The following is a 19,035-nucleotide window of genomic DNA, read 5'->3' on the forward strand; positions in this document are numbered from 1 at the left end:
GAGTTCACCGGCGGTCCGGCCGCTGAGGGTGCCGCGCGCTGAAAGCCGGCCGCCGCGGATTTTCAGCGAGGTTTCAGCAGGCCCTTCGAATCTTCCGGTGTCAGTACGAAGCACCGTCCTCCACCGGAAGGATCCTCATGAACCTCACCCGCATAGGAGCACAGAGCGGCCTGCGATTCGTCCGTCGCCTCAGCGTCGGGCTGGCCACTACGGCTGTTCTGGGATCGGGATTGATCGCCATCACTACGATGCCGGCCGCTGCCGTGTCCCGTGACTCCATCGTCTCGGTCGCGCAAAGCCAGCTGAACAACGCATCGCGCAATCACGAGCAGCCGCTGGGGAGCGGTTGCAACTACTACACCGGCTACTTCCGAACCTGGAAGCCCGGAACCGGTTGCCCCGCCACCGACGGAGTTCAGTGGCGTGACAGCGACTGGTGCGCCGACTTCTCCAAGTACGTGTGGAAGAACGCCGGCGTGCCGTACGCCGATGTGCCCGAGGGCAGCGGAGGCGTGCTCACCGGCTGGGCCAGCTCGTTCAAGGACTACGGCACGACGCACGGCACCTGGCACACCCGCGGCAGCGGCTACACACCGCAGCCGGGCGACGCCCTCGTCTTCGACTGGGACCAGAACGGTGTCATCGACCACGTCGGGATCGTCAAGTCGGCGAGCGGCAGCACGGTCTACACCATCGAAGGCAACAGCGGCGATCGCGTCAAGGAGAACAGTTACTCCCGCACCAACATCGACATCGTCGGCTACTCCAGCCCCGTGGGTGCAAGTGATGTCGACGAGCCGACTCCGCGGCCGGTGGTGGATCCGCAGGCGGGGCGGTTGGTGGACTTCGACGGTGACGGCAAGTCGGACTTCCTGGGCTTGGGTGCCGCCGGTGATGACATGTGGTTCGTCCCCAACACCAGCGCTCCCGGCGCGCCCGCACGTGGACAGAGCATTCCCATGAGCACCGGCTGGAAGACCGTCACCAAGTACTGGCTGACCGATTACGACGGTGACGGCAGGATCGATGTGCTCGGTCTCAATGGCACCGATCAGATGCTGGCCTGGATCAACACCAGTTCACCCGGCCACCCGTCACTGAATCCGCCGGTCAACCTCGGTACCCAGTGGAGCACCCTCTCCAAGATTGTCATCGCCGACTTCACCGGTGATGGCAAGGTCGACATCGCCGGTGTCGATGCTGGCACCGGTGACCAGTTCTGGGTGGTGCCCAACACCAGCGCCGTCGGCGCCCCGGCGCGTGGGCAGAGCATGCACATCAGTGACAACTGGAAGACCGTCACCCGGTTCTGGGTGACCGATTACGACGGTGACGGCAAGAGCGACCTGCTCGGTCTCAACGGCACTGACCAGATGTTCGTATGGCGCAACAGGGGTACCGCTGTCCCGTCCTTCGACCAGTACGTGAACCTGGGCGCCCAGTGGAGCACGCTGTCCAAGATTGTCATCGGTGACTTCACTGCTGACGGCAAGGTCGACATCGCCGGTGTCGACGCCGCCACGGGTGACCAGTTCTGGGTGGTGCCCAACACCAGCGCCGTCGGCGCCCCCGCGCGCGGGCAGAGCATGCTCATCTCCAACGGCTGGAAGACCGTGACCACTTTCCTGGTGGCCGATTACGACCGTGACGGCAAGAGCGACCTGCTCGGTCTCAACGGCACCGATCAGATGCTGGCCTGGCGCAGCAAGGGCACGGCGGTCCCGTCCTTCGAGCAGTACGTCAGCCTGGGCACCTTGTGGAGCACCTTCAGCCATATCCCCACCGCGCAGTAACCCCATCGACCGCCGGCCGCTGACCGCACCGGATGGGTGCGGTCGGGCCGGCGGGTGCGTTCCAGCGCTCGATATCTCTCAACCTTGGAGCAGAAATGTCCGCAATACAGACATGGCCGAGATTGACTCGCCGGCTCATTGCTGCGGCCGCCGTCGCCGTGGGGCTCGCCGGGGTGCTCGCTCAGCCAGCCAGTGCGTCGTCCGCCAACCCGGATCCGGCCAGGTTCCCCATCAAGGGTGTGGACGTCACGGAATACCAGCACCCCGGTGGGGCCTCGGTGAACTGGTCCCAGATCCGGCAGTCCGGAGTGACCTTCGCCACGCTGAAGGCCACCCGCGGCACGAACAAGACCAATCCCTACTTCGGCGGCGATCTCGGCGCCGCCCTGGCGCAGCGCATCGCCACCGCGCCGTACCACTATCTGACCGGGACCAGCTCGAACGCCGTCGCCCAGGCGGACTTCTTCATCAGCACAGTGCGCGCGGCGGGCTACACCGGGCACCGGGCGGGTGAACTGCCGCCGATCCTGGACCTGGAGTGGACCGACGACGGCACCAGTTCCTGCCCGCCGTACACCACCGTGGCGTTCGCGCAGACCTGGCTGGACAGGGTGCAGGCCGCGTTCGGCGTCAAGCCGTGGATCTACACGGCGAAGGGGTTCATGACGGGTTGCATGGGGAGCACCACCGCCTTCGGCTCGTACGGCCTGCAGGTGGCCGACTACATCAGCAGCCACACCACCCCCGCCGTTCCGCCCGGCTGGAGCTCCTGGCTCATGTGGCAGTACGCCGACGTCGGCTCCGTCCCCGGAGTCCCGACCACGAATGTCACCCTGAACGTCTTCAACGGCACGCAGGCGTACCTGGACCAGTTGTCCGGCCTTTCCATTCCCAGGCCGGTGGTGGATCCGCAGGCGGGGCGGCTGGTGGACTTCGACGGCGACGGCAAGCCGGACTTCCTGGGCTTGGGTGCCGCCGGTGATGACATGTGGTTCGTCCCCAACACCAGCGCCCCCGGCGCGCCCGCACGCGGACAGAGCATCCCCATGAGCACCGGCTGGAAAACCGTCACCAAGTACTGGCTGACTGACTACGACGGTGACGGTAAGACCGATGTGCTCGGTCTCAACGGCACCGATCAGATGCTGGCCTGGATCAACACCAGTTCACCTGGTCATCCGTCACTGAATCCGCCGGTCAACCTCGGTACCCAGTGGAGCACCCTGTCCAAGATTGTCATCGCCGACTTCACCGGCGACGGCAAGGTCGACATCGCCGGTGTCGATGCCGGCACCGGTGACCAGTTCTGGGTCGTGCCCAACACCAGCGCCGTCGGCGCCCCGGCACGTGGACAGAGCATGCACATCAGTGACAACTGGAAGACCGTCACCCGGTTCTGGGTGACCGACTACGACGGCGACGGCAAGACCGATCTGCTCGGCCTGAACGGCACCGACCAGATGTTCGTGTGGCGTAACAGGGGCACGGCCGTCCCGTCCTTCGACCAGTACGTGAACCTGGGCGCCCAGTGGAGCACCCTGTCCAAGATCGTCATCGCCGACTTCACCGGTGACGGCAAGGTCGACATCGCTGGCGTGGACGCGGCCACGGGTGACCAGTTCTGGGTGGTGCCCAACACCAGCGCCGTCGGTGCTCCCGCGCGCGGGCAGAGCATGCTCATCACCAGCGGCTGGAAGACCGTGACCACTTTCCTGGTGGCCGATTACGACCGTGACGGCAAGACCGACCTGCTCGGTCTCAACGGCACCGATCAGATGCTGGCCTGGCGCAGCAAGGGCACGGCGGTCCCGTCCTTCGACCAGTACGTCAGCCTCGGCACTCTGTGGAGCACCTTCAGCCACATCCCCACCGCACAGTAACCAGCCAAGCTCGCTAGGCCGTCCGATCTTCAACCGGGCGGCCTATCGGGCTATTCACACACCGAAGGCGTCCCACACGCCAGCGAGGTCGGTTCCGTTGTGGGGTTTCGATCCGGAAGATCAGCCGGGTGCGGCCGTCCTCCGCCACGCCTGATCTACGTGCTCGCTCCCGGCATCAGCAGATGTTTCACCACAGAATTGCCAACACGATGAGGACTAAGGCGGCCAGCTGGAGCCACTGCTGCCACAGCGGAAGGAGACGTTGGCCGTACCGCCGCCTCTGATCGGGCGGCCTACGGCGAGCGCGGCGGAACACGGCGGTCAGCCTTCGGTGGTCAGCCCGAGGTGCTCCTCCAGCCGGGCGATGCGCCGACTCAGCGGTTCGATTCCCTGACGTACGGCCGCGGCGAGCGCCTGCTGTGCGGCGGCGGACGCCGTCGGCTGGCCCTGCCCGCTCTCGGCCCGCAGGTGAACGTAGCCCGCCAGCGCGGCGGTGACGGCGCGGCGGACGAGCTTGGGATCGGCCCCCAGGGCCCGCAGAACCTGTCCTGCGACTCCGTCGGGTTCGACGGCCAGGCCGAGCAGCAGGTGCTCGCAGCCGATGTAATTGTGGCCGAGGGAGGTCGCCTCGGTGACCGCCAGCTCCAGCGCGTTGGCCGCGGGCCCGTCAAACCGGCGCGGATCACCGTCCGGCGGGGCGGTCTCTCGCTCTCCGGGCTGCCGGCGGGCCAGATCACGCCCGACCCGCTCCGGCTCGATCTCCATGGCGCGGAGCACGTGGAGTGCCAGGTTGGTGCCCTCGTCCAGCATGGCGCCCAGCAGGTGCTCGGTTCCCATCCTCGGCTCGCCGGCGTCCCGCGCCCGCTCCACCGCCAGTTTCAGCACGGCCCGCGTCCTTGCGGTGAAGTGCGCCAGCGCTCCGGTCGGTTCGTCGTCGAGATCGCCCAGAACCGTCTCCCGGATGGCGGTCACCCGTCGCACGGCCTGCTCCAGAGCCCGCTGGCACACCGCCGACACCGGCACACCGGCCTCCTTTACGGCCTCGGCCAGATCATCGGGCAGATAGACGTTGATCTTCGGCATCGCGCACACCTCCACAGACTCCTGTGCCCCCAAGATAACCCTATAGGGGTTATTAGTCCATTGAGGGTGCTGCGCCGCCAGGAATGTGGTGAGTGCCTCCGTCTTGGGCATGCCTCTGGCACCTGCGGCGTAGGCCCACCGAAACAGCGGAAGCTGTCATGGTGATCGCGATGGGGGCTGTCGTAGACGGGCGTTCACGGTAGCCCCCACGGCGGGCGTCTCGCGGTCAGGAGGTGGGGAGTGCCGTCGGTCCGTACCGGGCGGCTGAGGCGCCGGTGACGCAGGACCAGTAACGGTCGCCGTAGGACCAGTGCCACCATTCGGTGGGGTAGTTGACCAGGCCGACCGCGGTGAGTGCCTCGCTGAGGACGCGGCGGTGTCGCCTGGCCTCGGCGGGGATCGCGACGCTGTCGGTGTGGCAGGCCTCGGTGTCGGTGTCGTTGACCTCCGTGCCCAGCCAGAGCTCGTTGCCGTCCGTATCGCACAAGGTCAGATCGACGGCGGCGCCGGCCACGTGCGGGGCGACCTCGGGTGGGGAGATGTAGCGGCTGGCCCGCTGGCGATACCACGCGGGATCCTGGCCCGGGTGGACAATTCGGAGCCGGGCGACGTGGTCGTCGAAATACCGGGCTTGGAGCTCCACGGGCCGGAAGCCTTCGATGATCAGGAAATAGAGCCCGGGTGGCAGCAAGGTTTGCGCGGTGACCAGGCGGTCCACGACGCTGACGCGAAGATGGGAGTAGGCGGCTCCCGTGTCGGCCATGCGCGGATCGAGGCGCAGCGCCTGGACGGTGCGGAGATCGATCAATACCTCGCCAGACTCCTCAATCGGCATTCGGCTGATCACGGGATCGGAGAGCAGGATCATTTCTTGTCCTTCGGATCGAGTCTGGATAGCGCTGTAGGCCGCCCGGTCAGAGATCGGACGGCCATTGCGAGTTCGGGATAGGGGAGACGGAGTCACTCGAGGGCGGAGCCGGTGATGCCTGCCGAAAGTCAGGTGGACCCACCGTGGCGGTGGGTCCACGCATGGGGATAGGCGAGTCCGCCGCCGGGGACGGGCGACCGCGACGATGTGACCGTGGCTCTCGTGAAGCCGAGAGCGGCTGCCGTCCAGATGCCGAGGGTGCCGGAGATAAGGCGGTTAGGTCTCATTACTAGCTTCCGGGGGAGAGTGTTCTTCCTGCTGACACCAGAAGGTTCGAATGAGGCGCTGAAACTTTGCTGAAATTCCGGGCGGGCGGGATCTCAGAATGCGGCCGTACCGCCGGTGAGCTCGCCGTATTCGCGGGCGCCGTGGTCGCGGAAGACTTTGACCGCGCGGTCCATGATCTTCGCCGCCAGCCCGGACTCGCCCCGGGCCTCGTGTAGCAGCGCGAGGTCGCGTTCGGTGCGGGCGCGCCAGAGCGGGGCGTCCATGTCCTGCCACACCTCCATCGCCGCGGTCAGGCAGGCGGCCGCGTCCCGCAGGTGGCCGTCGGCCAGATGAAGCTCGCCCAGGGTGCGCAGGGTCACCCCCAGGCCCCAGCGGTCACCCATCGCCTGGCAGGTCGACAGCACCCCTTCCAGCGGGGCCAGGGCCTGTTCGGTCCGGCCCAGGCGCAGCTGCGCTTTGGCCCACGCGCGGACCGAGTACGCCTCCATCAGCTTGTCGCCGAGCCGGTCGAAGATGGTCCTCGCGGCTTCGGCGGTCTCGATCGCCGGGGCGTACTCGCCGGTCGCGCGGTGAAACAGGCTCATGGTGCGTAAGGTCACCGCCTCGCCGCGGTGGCTGCCGGCGCGGCGGTAGGCGGCCAGGGATTCCGCCAGGCCGGACCAGGCGGCGGGGAAGTCACCGCGCTCCAGCCGGACCGAAGCGGCCAGCCGCCGCGGGTAGGCGATCGCGGCATCCTCGCCGAGCAGCGCCCCGGCCTCATCCAGGAAGTGCAGCGCCTCGACCAGGCGGCCCGCCTCCCGGCAGATCACGCCGAGCCCGGACAGCGCCACGGCTTGCCCCCGCGCGTCGCCGAGTTCGCGGAAGGCGCCGAGCGCCTCGTCGAGGACCCGGCGCGCCTCCGGGAAGTGATCCTGGTCGTAGCGCAGGTGTCCCAGCTCGGCCAGCATGGTCGCCTCGCCGTACCGGTCGCCGGCGCGGCGGGCCGCGGCCAGCGCGGCCTGGTTGATCCGCTCCCGGGACTCGAACCGGTTGACGCCCAGGAACGACGGCCCCAGCCGGGCCGAGGTGAACTGGCAGACCAGGTCGTGCAGGCCCAGCGCGGCGGCCCGCTCCAGGCCGACGACCAGCGCGGGCTGCTCGATGTCGAACCAGTCGTGCGGGGCCGCCAGCACCCGCGCGGCCAGCTCGTCGGAGACGGGGGAGGACGCCAGGGCGGGGCGCGGCCGGCCGATCTCGTCGGACGGAGCGTCGGCGGCCAGCTGGTCGGTCAGGGTCAGCCAGCCGCCGAGCACCCGGCCCACGGCCGCCGCCAGCTCCTGCGCGGGCTCCTCGGCCTCGGCCCGCTCCCGCCCGTAGATCCGTACCAGGTCGTGTACGCGGAACCGGGGCGTGCCCAGGTCGTCGACCCGGCTGAAGTCCACCAGCTGCGCGTCGACCAGCCGTTCCACCAGATCCTCCGCCGCAGTCTCCGCGGTGCCGGTCAGCCAGGCGACGACCCACGAGGCGAATTCCGGCACCCCCAGATGGCCCAGCCGCCGCAGCGCCTGGCGCGCGCCGGTGTCCAGCGCCCGGTAGCTGAGTTCGAAACCGGCCCGCACCTCCAGGTCGGCGATCGCCAGCTCGTCCAGCCTGCGCCGCTCGTCCGTCAGCCGGTCGGCCAGCAAGCGCAGCGGCCAGCGCTGGCGGGTGGCCAGCCGGGCCCCGGCGATCCTGATCGCCAGCGGCAGCCGCCCGCACAGTTCGGCGATCTCACGGGCCACCGGTTCCTCCGCGCTCACCCGGTCGGCCCCGACGATCCGTACCAGCAGCTCGACCGCCTCATCGGGATCGAGCACGTCTAGGTCGGTACGGCGCACGCCCGCCAGCCCGCCCAGCCGGTTGCGCGAGGTGACCAGCACGGCGCAGCCGCCACCGCCCAGCAGCAGCGGCCGTACCTGCCGTTCATCGGCGGCGTCGTCCAGCAGCACCAGCACCCGGCGCCCGGCCAGCAGGCGGCGATAGAGCTCGGCCCGCTCCGCGGTGGCGGCCGGGACGGCGGCCGGCTCCACGCCGAGCGCCCTGAGGAACAGCCCCAGCACTTCGCCCGCCTCGGCGGGGGTCTCGCTCAGCCCGCGCAGCTCGGCGTAGAGCTGCCCGTCGGGAAACGCGGTCGCCACCTGGTGGGCGACGTGGGCGGCCAGGGCAGACTTGCCGCTGCCGCCGCGCCCCGCGATGACCTGGATGGCCGGGGCAGGATCTGTGAGCGCCGCGACCAGGGTGGAGGTCTGGAGCGCGCGGCCGGTGAAGTCCGCGGGCGCCAGCGGCAGCTGCGTCGGCACGGCGACGCCAACCGCCTCCCCGGACGGCGACGCCAGCAGGATGGGGTCACCGCGCAGGATCGCGTGATAGAGGCCGGTCAGCTCCGGCCCCGGGTCCACGCCGAGCTCCTCGACCAGCACCTGGCGGCCTTCCCGGAAGCTGGCCAGGGCGTCGGACTGGCGGCCGAGCCGGTACAGCGCGGTCATGTACTGCCCGCGCAGCCGCTCGTCGGCGGGATGGCGGCCGACCAGCGCGGCCAGCTCGGCCACCAGCTGGCCGTGCCGGCCCAGCGCCAGATCGGCGGCCATGCGCTCCTGCGTGGCGGTCAGCCGCAGCTGCTCCAGCCGGACCACCTCTCCGGCCAGCAGTGAGGTGTGCGATCCCGCCAGGGCGGGCCCGCGCCACAGGGCCAGCGCGGCGCCGAGCAGGTCGGAGGTCTCCTGCGGCGTGGACGCCTCCCGGGCCTGGGCGAGCAGCTGATCGAAGAGGTCCACGTCCAGCGACCCGGCGGGGATCTGGACCAGGTAGCCGGGCGCGCGAGTGACGATCACATCCGCGACGCCGTGCCGGGCCAGCGCCTGCCGCAACGTCTTGACGTAGGTCTGGATCGCCGCCTTGGCGGTCTCCGGCGGATCATCCGGCCAGATGATGTCGATCAGGCGCGCGGTCGGCACGATGTGCCCGTGCTCCAGCAGCAACGCCGCCAGCAGCGTCTGGGGTTTGGCTCCGCCGAGCGGCACTGCCACCCCGGCGGCGCTCACCTCGACCGGCCCAAGCAGCCGGAACTCCACCGCCACTCCCGATCACCTCAGCTCCTGGTCCAAAGCCGGAAGCTGATCATCTCTCAGGGCGGTATAGGCGAGGTATACATCCTGGAAAAAGGAGCTTTACACGGTGTCCTCCCGCAGCCACCGGACGATCTCGGTGTGGTCGCCGTCCTGTAGTCCAGGGCCAGCCGATCGGCATGTACGTCGGCTACGTCACCAGCCGAACGCGACGTAACCGAGCGTCTTGCGCATGACCGGCTTCAGGCCAAGACCGTCGAGAGCAGAGCGCGCGTCTCCGCGACGACGCGGTCTTGAAACTTCGGGTCACGCACCAGCGTCGAGCCGAGCATCGGCCGGCCCCGGTCGTCGTAGTAGACGCCGGTCCCTCCCGACTCGTTCAGTAGGGCGTTCGTGATGACCTTCGCGGCCCGCGCCGGAGTGCTCCAGTACTTGATGAACGGGGCGAACAACGACAGTACGTACCTCCCCAGGAAGCGCAGGAGGACGTTCGCGTCGCGCGAGAGGCTCGTGGCCGGACTGAAGCCCGGTTCGACGGCGTTGAAGCGCAACCGCGGAGTCTCGCGCGCGAACGCCAGCACCGTCGCGAGGTTGCATTGCTTCGACGTCGCGTAGGCGTCGCCGCCGGGAAGGGTGGAACCACCGGGCTGCCACTCGCCGCGCGCGCTCGCCTCGGCAGAGATGTAGCGACCGCCTCGAAACCCAGCGACCACGGCGGGCCTGCGCTCGGGGTCTTCGACGCCGGAGCAGACGAACACCACGTTCGCGCCGTGGGGGAGATGCGGCATGAGCGCCTCGGTCAACACGAACGGACCGAGGTGGTTCGTAGCGAACGCCGTGTCCCAGCCCTGCGCGTTCTTCGTGGCGCGCATCTCGATGATGCCCGCGTTGTTGACCAGGCCCGCGAGCGGAAGATGGAGCGCGATGATCTCTGCGGCCGCGCGCCGTACGCTCGCGAGATCCGACAAGTCGCACACGACCGACACCGCGTGCCGGCCCGCGCCCTCGATCGTCTTCTGTACCTCGTCGAGTCTTCCTCGGTCGCGACCCACCAGGACGACCGTGGCGTGCTTCGCCAACTCGAGAGCCGTGCTGTGACCGATGCCCGACGTCGGGCCGGTGATGATGTACGCCTTGCGCTCTCCCGAACTTGTCTTCGCCATGTGCTCTCCTTAGTTGTCTGTCTGGTCAGTCATTTATTAGCTCAAAAAAAATCAGTCGCCCAACATCCGGCACAGAGCGTCGAACCCGACTCTGCAGTGCTCGTCGGCGTTGGCGGGGTCGTTGACCATGAAGTCCATCGTCGTTTCAGCCAGCGAGTTCATGATCGCGACGACGAACGACATCGGCGCGTCCCGCATCGGTCCGCGGGCGCGCGCCCGTTCGAGTATTCCTGCGACTTCTGCCATCGCCCGATGCGAGGCGGCACGGGTCTCCTGGGCAATGTCGTCGGAGACGTCCAGCAGGGCGAGCGCTCGCCTCTTGTCGGGGTTCGACGTCGCCCAGCGCATCCAGTTCGACCACATGCGAGAAAACTGCTCGCGCAGCGGAGCCTTCGTCGAAAGCCCATCCAGCGAGGCGGCGGCCATCCCCGTTTTCAGCTCAAGGTAGAGCTGGTTGAAGAGGTCGGCTTTCGTCTCGAAGTAGGTGAACAGCGAGCCGTTCGAGATGCCGGCTTCCCGCGCGATGACCGCCGTGGGCGCACTCAGGCCTTGCGCGACGATGACACGAGTCGCAGCCGCCATGAGCGCGTCCCTCTTGTCCTTGCTCTTCGGCCGAGCCATGGCGGAAGCATATAAATGAGTGGCTAGTCAGTCAAGGTGCCCCGCCGTGGCGGCGGGTACAGGCGAGGGGCGTTTACGCGCTCGGCTCGGTGTCCTCTTGGAGTTGGCGCAGCCACCGGACGATCTCGGTGTGGTCGGCGGTGGAGGGCAGGTGTTCGGCGGCGTCGGCCCACAGGTCGACAGTGGCTCGGCCCAGGCGCGGCGCGACGCCGGTGGCCTCGGCGAGGTCCACGGCGATGCGCATGTCCTTGAGCATCAGGCGCAGCCCGAAGCCCGAGTCGAAGGTGCCGGGCAGGACGAAGTTCGGCCATTTGTTCTCGGTCGAGCCGCTGCGCCCGCTGGAGCCGTTCACGGCCGCCAGCATGGTCTCCGGGTCGAGGCCGAAACGCTGCCCGGCCAGCAGCGCCTCGGCCGTGATGAGCAGGTGGGTGGCGGACATCAGGTTGTTCAGCGCCTTCAGCGCGTGCCCGGCCCCGACCGGGCCGAGCCGGAGCACCCGGCTGCCCAGCGTCTCCAGGATCGGGCGCACCCGGTCCAGGTCGTCCTGGTCGCCGCCGGCCATGATGGTGAGGGTGCCGTCGACCGCGCCTTTGACGCCGCCGGACACGGGCGCGTCGACCAGGCGCACCCCCCGCTCGGCGGCTCGGGCCGCCAGCGCGCGGGTGCGCAGCGGCTGCGAGGAGCCCATGTCGATCAGCACGGTGCCGGGCGCGGCGGCGGCCAGCAGGCCCGCGTCCGCCAGCACCGCCTCCACCGCGTCGGAGTCGGGCAACATCAGCACCACCGCGTCGGCGCCCTCGGCCACTTCGGTGACGTCCCCCGTCACATCGATGCCCTCGGGGCGGCTGATGTCGTACGCCCTGACGCGAAAGCCGGCCGAGACCAGCCTGGCCGCCATCGGCAGGCCCATCTTGCCAAGACCCACGAAACCGACCGCGGTCACGGGATCGTCACCCCCTGCTCGCGCAGCTCCGCGAGCGTCCGCTCCGCGATCCGGAACGACTCCAGCGCCGCCGGCACGCCCGCGTAGACGGCGGCCTGCAGCAGGACCTCCTGGATCTCCGACTCGGTGACGCCGTTGGCGACCGCGCCGCGCACGTGCACGGCGAACTCGTGCCCCCGGTTGAGCGTGGTCAGCATGGCGAGGTTCAGCAGGCTGCGGGTGCGCCGGTCGAGGCCTTCCCGGGTCCAGATCTCCCCCCAGCAGTACTCGGTGACCAGCTCCTGCACCGGCCGGCTGAAGTCGCTCACCGCCGCGAGCGAGCGCTCGACGTGCTCGGCGCCCAGCACCTTCTTGCGCATCTCCAGACCGGCTTCGAAGCGTTCGGCGCTCATCGGGACTCCTCGGTTGGGTATTCCTCGTCGCGGACCTGCCCGTACCAGCGGGTGGGGCCGATCGAGATGGCGGTGTGGGTCATCAGGGTGGTCTCGGTCGCGCCGTGCCAGTGGCGCTCGCCCGGCGGGACCCAGACGGTGTCGCCGGGCAGCAGCGCGCGGGGCGCTTCCCCTTCCGTGCACACCCAGCCCTGCCCGGCGAGGACCTGCAGGATCTGGCCGTCGGTGTGCTCGTGCCAGTTGGTACGGGCCCCCGGGGTGAACGTCACGACGTTGATGGTGGTGCCGTCCGTCGTCGGCAGGACCGAGTCGGCCCAGACCGTGCCCACGAAGGTGTCGGACTTGAGGACGGACGCCGTCCCCTCGGCGTGGCCGCGCACGATTCTCATGATGGTTCCCCTTCGTGCAGGCGTACCCCGCCCGCGATGTCGCCGATCGCGTCCACCACACGGTTGCTGATCTGGTCGGCGTACCCCAGGTTGGCCGCGAGGCCGAAGCTCGCCAGCGGCCCCGCCGCGTTCAGCGACGGCACGCCGAGGCCGCGCAGGTGGTCGACGTAGAGGACCAGGTCCTTGGTCATCAGGGTGGTGGTGAGCCCGCCCTCCAGGTAGTCGCCCTCGACGATGTGCGGGAAGCGGTTGGCGACGGCCCAGTTCGCGCCGCTGGAGGAGTTCAGCACGTCCAGCAGCGTGCGCAGGTCCAGCCCGGCCTTGCGGCCGGCCACCATGACCTCGCTGGTGGCGGCCAGGCTGACGGCGTTCAGGAAGTTGTTCAGCAGCTTGGCCGAGTGGCCCGCGCCGGAAGGACCCAGGTGGAAGACCTTCGCCGCGAACGGCGCCAGCGTGGGACGCACCCGGTCCAGGGCTTGTTCTTCGCCGCCGACCATGAGGGTCAGGGCGCCCTTCTCCGCCGCGGCCGCGCCGCCGGAGACACCGGCGTCGAGGTAGGCGGCGTCGCGGGCGGCCAGCGCGGCGGCGATGCGCCGGGTCGAGTCGGGGGCCGCGGTGCTGAGGTCCACGACGATCTGGCCGGGCCTGGCGTGGGCGAGCACCCCGTCCTCGCCGAGCATGACAGCTTCCACGACCCGGCTGTCGGGCAGGGAGAGCAGCACCTGGTCGCTTTCCCGTGCCACTTCGGCGACGTCGGTGGCGGGGGTCGTGCCCGCCGCGCCCGCCGCCGGGTCGTACCCCAGCACGGGGTGGCCCGCCTCGACCAGCCGCCGGGCGATCCGGCCGCCCATGTTCCCGAGCCCGATGAAGCCGATCATCGGGCCCGCCCCGTGATCACACGGGCGGCCGCGTCGACGGGGCCCGGATCCCAGGCGCCCGCCCCGCCGCCGGGGCGCACGGTGTTCACCCACGCGGAGCCGCCGTCCACCGACAGCACCTCGCCGTTCACGTAGGAGGCGTCGTCGCTGAGCAGGTAGGCGACGGCGGCGGCGACCTCGTCCGGAGTGCCGGTACGCCGCTGCGGCACGGTCGCGCCACGCCGCAGCAGATCGTCTCCCGCACCTGGGGCCCCGCCGGAGTCCGCGAACAGTCCGGTCGGCACCAGGCCGGGCGCGACGGCGTTCACCCGGACGCCCTGCGGCCCGCCGTACATGGCGGCGCCGCGCATGACGCCGAGCACGCCGTGCTTGGACGACTCGTACGGCAGCAGGTCGTGGCTCCCACGCAGGCTCGCGATGGACGCCGTGATGACGATGGCGCCGCCACTGTCCTGTGCCGCGTACTGCCGGAATGCCCCCCGCACCCCGAGGAAGACGCCGCGCAGGTTGACGGCCACGACCCGGTCGAAGTCCTCGATCGCGATGTCGGGCAGCCGGTCGAAGGTGCCGACGACGCCCGCGTTCAGATGGTGCAGGTCGACGCGGCCGAACCGGTCCACGGCCGCGGCCAGGTACGCCCCCGTGTCGTCCTCGCGCGACACGTCGGCCTGCACAGCCAGCGCCGGACCGGGCAGCTCCTCCGCGACCTGGCGGGCGGCCTGCTCGGCGATGTCGACGACGACCACCGACGCCCCCTCCGCCGACAGCCGCCGGGCCGTGGCCGCGCCGATGCCCGACCCGGCGCCGGTCACCACGGCGACAGCACCCTTGAATCTCACGCCTTGCTCCTTGCTGGTAGGGGGATCATGAGTCAGCCCACCCGGACCGCGAAGCCGGGATCGGCCCGATCCCAGGGGGTGAATCGGGTCAGCACCGCGGGGTCGTGGCCCGCGACCACGGTGCCGCCAATGTCGCGGACGGTGTCGAAGCCCCGGTACATGCCCGTCAGGTTCGCGAAGACGGCGAACGGCCGGTCCAGGTCGAGCTCGTCGTAGTAGTGCACGGCGTCGGAGGCGAGCAGCACCTGCCCGTCCTCGCCGTCCACCAGCGCGATCAGCTGGCCGGGGGTGTGCCCGCCGACCTCGACCAGTTCGACGCCGGGGGCGGCCTGGTGCCGGTCGCGGATCCGGGTGACCTGCCCGGCGGCGTCGAGCCGGGTTAGCGTGTCGATGTCGGCGGTCTCGACGGCGTGCGCGAACTGGGCGCGGCGCGCGTACGGGCCGGTCCAGAACGCCAGCTCCCGGTCGCTGATTACTATCTCGGCGCGCGGGAACAGGCCGACCTGACCGGTGTGGTCGTAGTGGCCGTGCGTGACGATCACGGTGCCGACGTCAGCGGGTTCCACGCCCAGCCGGGCGAGCGCCTCGGGCAGGGCGCACAGGGTGGTCCGGCCGCGCGCGTCGCCGACCTCGGGCGTGAAGCCGGTGTCCACCAGGATGGTCCGGCCGCCGCCGCGCAGTAGCCAGAAGTAGTAGTCCATCCTGATTTCCCGGTCGGGTTCGCCGTAGGTGGTGTGGTTCGCGTACAGGTCGCTGGCCCGCGATTCCCGGGTCGCGTAGCGGATCGCGAGGACCTCGTAACTCATGGCATCACCGGTAGCTGAGCGCGGACCGCGGCTGGGTCCGGCACAGCACGTAGTAGACGAAGTGGGTGCGCGGCCACTGGGTGACGTTCGCGCCCGACGGCGAGTGGTAGTAGTTGTGGCAGCCGGCGTCCATCGCCGAAGCGTGCTTGGCCAGCTGCCGGTCCACCCAGCGCACGTGGCGTTCCAGGGCGCTCGGATGGGTGTCGACACGTTGTACGCGTTTGCGCAGCACCGTGCGGATGGCGCGCACCGCCACCTCGGCCTGCCGTTCGAGCTGGGCGATGATGGAGAAGCCACCGTTGGTGTTCGGGCCGTACAGGATGAAGAAGTTGGGGAAGCCCGGCACGGTGACACCGAGGAACGCGCGCGGGCGGTCGCCCCAGAAGTCCTGGATGTCCGTGCCGTCGCGGCCGGTCACCGTGAACTGGGAGAGGAACCGGGTGGGCTGGAAGCCGGTGCTAAGGATGAGCACGTCGGCCTCGTGCTCGACGCCGAGGTCGTCGACGACGCCCTTGGGGGTGACTTCCTTGATCGCCTGGGGGACCAGTTCGACGTTCGGGCGATTGAGGGTGGGATAGAAGCTGCTGGCGAAGATCGGGCGCTTGCAGCCCCACGGGTAGGAGGGCGTCACCGCCGCGCGTACGGCCGGATCGTCGATGGCGGTGGCGATGTAGCGCAGGCACAGGTCGCGCATCCGGCGCTGCTCGCGCCCGCCCAGGTCGTACGCCTTGAAGCGGCGCCCCGACTGCAGGAAGAGCTTGAACCGGTAGAGCCTGCGCAGCGCGGGGAACCGCCGGAAACGGGCCCGCTCCGCCGGGGTGAACGCCCGCTCGCCCTTCGGCTCCACCCAGCCGGGTTCGCGCTGGAACACCTGCAACCGCTCGACCTGCGGCGCGATGGCCGGCACGATCTGCACCGCGGTCGAGCCGGTGCCGACGACGGCCACCCGCTTGCCGGTGAGATCCACCTCCTCGTCCCACCGGGAGGTGTGAAAGCTGACTCCCTCGAAAGTGTCCATGCCCGGCCAGGCCGGATAACGCGGGACGTTCAGCAGGCCGACCGCGCTGATGACGAAACGGTAGGCCTCCTCCGCGCCGTCGCTGGTGCGCACCCGGTAGCAGCCGGTCTCTTCCTCCCAGGTCACCGATTCGACCCGGACGCCGAAACGGAAACGGGGGCGCAGCCCGAACTCTTCCACCACCGACTCGGCGTAGTCGCGCAGCTCCGGCTGGGTGGCGTGGGTGCGCGGCCAGTCGCGCGGGGCGAAGGAGAAGGAGTAGGCGTGGGAGGGGATGTCCACCTCGCAGCCGGGATACCGGTTGTCCCACCAGGTGCCGCCGGGCGCCGGCGACTGCTCGAAGACGACGAAATCGTCGATTCCGGCCTTGAGCAGTTTGACCGCCGCGGCGATGCCCCCGAAGCCGCCGCCGATGATCGCGACCCCGCCGATCGTGCTACCGGGCATGAGGCGGTTCGACGCCGAAGACGGCGAGCTGCGTGGCCGTCAGCTGATACCAGCCGACGAGCACGGTGATCTCGAACAGGCCCTGGGCCCCCAGCACGGCGACGGCCTGCTCGTAGGCGTCGTCGCCGAGGTCGCCGGAGTCGATCAGGGCACGGGTGACCGTGTACGCGACCTGCTCCCGCTCGTCGGTCAGGCCCGGGTCGCGGCCCGCGCACAGATCCTCGATCTCGGTCTCGGACAGGCCCGCGCCGGGCGCGGTGAGGCGGTGGGCATACAGCTCGTACGGGCTGTCGCGATGATGCGCGACCTGCAGCGTGACGATCTCCCGGATCCGGTGGCTGACCGAGAGGTCGAACCGGATGGCCCCGCCGAGCAGCTCGAACGCCTCCCCGATGGCCGGGCTGAGCAGCCAGGCGTTGGTGGGCCCCAGCAGCCGGCCCTCATCGTCGACGATCGGGTAGGGCGTCCTGCCGACGCGCCGCCCCGTGGTCAGGCGTTCGTGGATCGCCCACTGCCGCGCGTTCAGCTCACCGGTCTCGAAGAGCCTGAGCCTGCTCATCAGACCTCACCCGGCATCGGATAGTCGGCCGCGTTCAGCACCCAGCCGTCCATCTTCGAGAAGTCCATCCGGGGCGGGGAGAAGATGTCGATCAGATGGTTGACGTCCTCGCCGACCGCCTGGCTGGTGTGCAGCGCCGGCGGCGGGATGATCGTGAGCGACGGGCTGCCGCACGGCTCGTGCTGGTCCTCGCGCCACTCGCTCAGGTCCGTGGTCCACGGCCAGCGCAGGTGGTGAATGTACTCTCCCTCCAGCAGCAGCGAGCACTGCTCGAAGTCGTCGTGCAGGTGCGGCGACATCCGCGTGGTGTCGCGCGGGCCGGTGCGCGGGTGGATGTAGTTCACCATGAACGTCGAGCACCGGAAGAGCCGGAACGGCGGCTCGGCCAGGCCGGGCACGTCCAGGTCATAGGTGCGCAGGCGCGGGCCGCCGACCGGGTCCGGCCAGGCCACCAGGGGCGCGACGGTCGGATGCGGCTCCCGGTACGACTCCTCGTTGGCCGCCCTGGCCCACGGAGGCGCGGTGCGCGCCGTGAAGATCGTCACCACGCGGCCCTCTCCGCTGAGCCGCACGGTGCCCGCCTGCGGGGGCACGAAGGTGAGCGTGCCGCCGGGGACCTTGGTGGCCTCCCCGTCGAGGGTGATCAGCGCCGTGACAGCGGTGTCCGGCAGCAGCACCGCGCACTCGTCGGCGCCTCCGGGCAGCGCGAACTCGACCTCTCCGGCCAGGTCGGTGTAGCCGATGACGAGGTGCTGGCTGCGGCCGTACCAGGTGTGGCTCTCCCCTTCGGTGACGGCGGGCGGCAGCTCGTAGAACTTGACGTGGTCGGCGTCGGCGGCGGGACCCGCCGGCGTCGCGGTGGCGGTCGTTCCCGGCAGCGCGGAACGCGCGTCGCTCGGGTCGTAGGGCATGGGAACGTTCTCCTCTGGTTGGGCGGGGGAGTCAGTGCAGGCGGGGGTCAGTGCAGGCGGGGGTCAGGGCAGGGGGAGCGGGCCGGCGGCGTTGCGGAGCTGGGCCGCCGCCCGGCCGAAGATGCTCGCGTCGTTGCTGATCATGACGAACGAGAAGCCGTCCCGAGCCGCCTCCTGGGCGGCCGCCGCGTCGCGGGCCGCGACGCCGCACGGCAGGCCGCGGGCCTTCGCGCCCGCGAGCAGGCGGTCGACGTGCCGCCGCAGCACGGGATCGTCGGCCTTCAGGCCGGTGGAGAGCGTCAGGTCGCCCATGCCGAGGAAGACGCCGTTCAGGCCGGGGGTGTCGAGAATCTCCTCGACCTCCTCCAGCGCGCTCAGGTCCTCCAGCTGGGGGATGCGCAGGGTCTCCTCGTCGCCGCGCCGCACGTACTCGGCGTTGCCGTCGAGTCCCCAGGCGCCCGCGCGGGAGGTGCTGCCGGAACCCCGGGTGCCGCGCGGCGGGAAGATCATGCCGCTCATCGCCCGCTCGGCGTCGGCCCTGCCGGTCACATGCGGCACCAGGATGCCGTCGGCGCCGATGTCGAGCACGCGCTGCAGATGGCTGCCACCCGCGTCGGGCACCCGGACCAGAGCGTGCACGCCGAGGCCCTGCGCCACGACGACGGCCCGGTAGGCCGACTCCAGGCTGATCGGGCTGTGCTCCATGTCGACCACGACGAAGTCGAAGCCCGCGCGGGCCAGCAGTTCGACGGTCTCCAAGGCCGGGATCTTGACCCAGGTGCCGACCAGGCACCGGTCGGCGCCGCGGAGCCGTTCGAGCATGCGCATGGAGGTCTCCTTGTCCGTGAGTTAGCTCCGCTATCCGGGATTTCTATCCTGCATAGCGGGATCTGGTTGACCGTAGGCATTTCGGGCGAACTGCGTCAAGAGGCCCTTTCATCACGGAAGTTGTTATGGATGAAATGTGCTGGAAACCTTGACGGACCCCGAAGACTGTGGCCTACAGTCCGGCGTATCGGATGAGTGGACATTCGCCCCGTACTCCGGGACAGCGCCGTACGAGAGGATCCGCGC

The 19,035-nt window shown here is 69.9% G+C and carries 17 protein-coding genes; 2 read left to right on the plus strand and 15 right to left on the minus strand.

Annotated features, from left to right (window positions below):
- The first annotated feature begins 137 nt into the window (after positions 1-137).
- Together Amac_RS32610 and Amac_RS32615 are read left to right on the plus strand one after the other, a co-directional pair.
- Positions 138-1,793, plus strand: a complete 1,656-nt coding sequence (locus Amac_RS32610; RefSeq protein ID WP_155358265.1) for an FG-GAP-like repeat-containing protein — start codon at positions 138-140, stop codon at positions 1,791-1,793.
- A gap of 95 nt (positions 1,794-1,888) precedes the next feature.
- Positions 1,889-3,673 carry a GH25 family lysozyme gene (locus tag Amac_RS32615; RefSeq protein ID WP_170322777.1) on the plus strand — a complete coding sequence of 595 codons (1,785 nt, stop codon included), beginning with the start codon at positions 1,889-1,891 and terminating at the stop codon, positions 3,671-3,673.
- 321 nt (positions 3,674-3,994) lie between these two features.
- On the opposite strand, the gene Amac_RS32620 is transcribed toward Amac_RS32615, so the two are convergent.
- The 15 genes from Amac_RS32620 to Amac_RS32690 all read right to left on the minus strand — a co-directional run bounded on the left by Amac_RS32620 (position 3,995) and on the right by Amac_RS32690 (position 18,789).
- Positions 3,995-4,756, minus strand: coding sequence for a Clp protease N-terminal domain-containing protein (locus Amac_RS32620; RefSeq protein WP_155358267.1), 762 nt, complete (start codon positions 4,754-4,756; stop codon positions 3,995-3,997).
- A 226-nt stretch (positions 4,757-4,982) separates the two neighbouring features.
- Positions 4,983-5,624, minus strand: coding sequence for a M15 family metallopeptidase (locus tag Amac_RS32625; RefSeq protein WP_155358268.1), 642 nt, complete (start codon positions 5,622-5,624; stop codon positions 4,983-4,985).
- 380 nt (positions 5,625-6,004) lie between these two features.
- Positions 6,005-9,007, minus strand: a complete 3,003-nt coding sequence (locus Amac_RS32630; RefSeq protein ID WP_155358269.1) for an AfsR/SARP family transcriptional regulator — start codon at positions 9,005-9,007, stop codon at positions 6,005-6,007.
- Between the two features lie 230 nt (positions 9,008-9,237).
- Positions 9,238-10,158, minus strand: coding sequence for an SDR family NAD(P)-dependent oxidoreductase (locus tag Amac_RS32635; protein ID WP_155358270.1), 921 nt, complete (start codon positions 10,156-10,158; stop codon positions 9,238-9,240).
- A gap of 51 nt (positions 10,159-10,209) precedes the next feature.
- Positions 10,210-10,779: a TetR/AcrR family transcriptional regulator gene (locus Amac_RS32640; RefSeq protein ID WP_155358271.1), complete on the minus strand. Its 570-nt coding sequence runs from the start codon at positions 10,777-10,779 to the stop codon at positions 10,210-10,212.
- A 73-nt stretch (positions 10,780-10,852) separates the two neighbouring features.
- Positions 10,853-11,722, minus strand: coding sequence for an NAD(P)-dependent oxidoreductase (locus Amac_RS32645; protein WP_218041426.1), 870 nt, complete (start codon positions 11,720-11,722; stop codon positions 10,853-10,855).
- Positions 11,719-12,114: a 4-carboxymuconolactone decarboxylase gene (gene pcaC / locus Amac_RS32650; protein ID WP_155358272.1), complete on the minus strand. Its 396-nt coding sequence runs from the start codon at positions 12,112-12,114 to the stop codon at positions 11,719-11,721. The genes Amac_RS32645 and pcaC overlap by 4 nt, the downstream gene beginning before the upstream one ends.
- Entirely contained in the window at positions 12,111-12,503 is a 393-nt protein-coding gene (locus Amac_RS32655; RefSeq protein ID WP_155358273.1) for a cupin domain-containing protein, read from the minus strand. The genes pcaC and Amac_RS32655 overlap by 4 nt, the downstream gene beginning before the upstream one ends.
- Entirely contained in the window at positions 12,500-13,381 is an 882-nt protein-coding gene (locus Amac_RS32660) for an NAD(P)-dependent oxidoreductase (protein ID WP_155358274.1), read from the minus strand. Before Amac_RS32660 ends, Amac_RS32655 begins: the two co-directional genes overlap by 4 nt.
- Complete coding sequence (locus tag Amac_RS32665) at positions 13,378-14,220, minus strand: SDR family NAD(P)-dependent oxidoreductase (protein ID WP_155358275.1); 843 nt, start codon at positions 14,218-14,220, stop codon at positions 13,378-13,380. Before Amac_RS32665 ends, Amac_RS32660 begins: the two co-directional genes overlap by 4 nt.
- A gap of 32 nt (positions 14,221-14,252) precedes the next feature.
- Positions 14,253-15,026: an N-acyl homoserine lactonase family protein gene (locus Amac_RS32670; protein ID WP_155358276.1), complete on the minus strand. Its 774-nt coding sequence runs from the start codon at positions 15,024-15,026 to the stop codon at positions 14,253-14,255.
- Between the two features lie 4 nt (positions 15,027-15,030).
- The gene (locus tag Amac_RS32675) at positions 15,031-16,491 is read right to left on the minus strand and encodes a flavin-containing monooxygenase (protein ID WP_155358277.1); all 1,461 of its coding nucleotides are present in this window, start codon (positions 16,489-16,491) and stop codon (positions 15,031-15,033) included.
- The gene (locus tag Amac_RS32680; RefSeq protein ID WP_155358278.1) at positions 16,481-17,050 is read right to left on the minus strand and encodes a carboxymuconolactone decarboxylase family protein; all 570 of its coding nucleotides are present in this window, start codon (positions 17,048-17,050) and stop codon (positions 16,481-16,483) included. The genes Amac_RS32675 and Amac_RS32680 overlap by 11 nt, the downstream gene beginning before the upstream one ends.
- Positions 17,050-17,961, minus strand: a complete 912-nt coding sequence (locus Amac_RS32685; protein ID WP_155358279.1) for a cupin domain-containing protein — start codon at positions 17,959-17,961, stop codon at positions 17,050-17,052. The genes Amac_RS32680 and Amac_RS32685 overlap by 1 nt, the downstream gene beginning before the upstream one ends.
- A 63-nt stretch (positions 17,962-18,024) precedes the next feature.
- Positions 18,025-18,789, minus strand: coding sequence for an HpcH/HpaI aldolase family protein (locus Amac_RS32690; RefSeq protein ID WP_155358280.1), 765 nt, complete (start codon positions 18,787-18,789; stop codon positions 18,025-18,027).
- Positions 18,790-19,035 lie beyond the last annotated feature (246 nt).

Source organism: Acrocarpospora macrocephala (assembly GCF_009687865.1).
In the GTDB taxonomy this organism is placed as follows: Bacteria; Actinomycetota; Actinomycetes; order Streptosporangiales; family Streptosporangiaceae; genus Acrocarpospora; species Acrocarpospora macrocephala.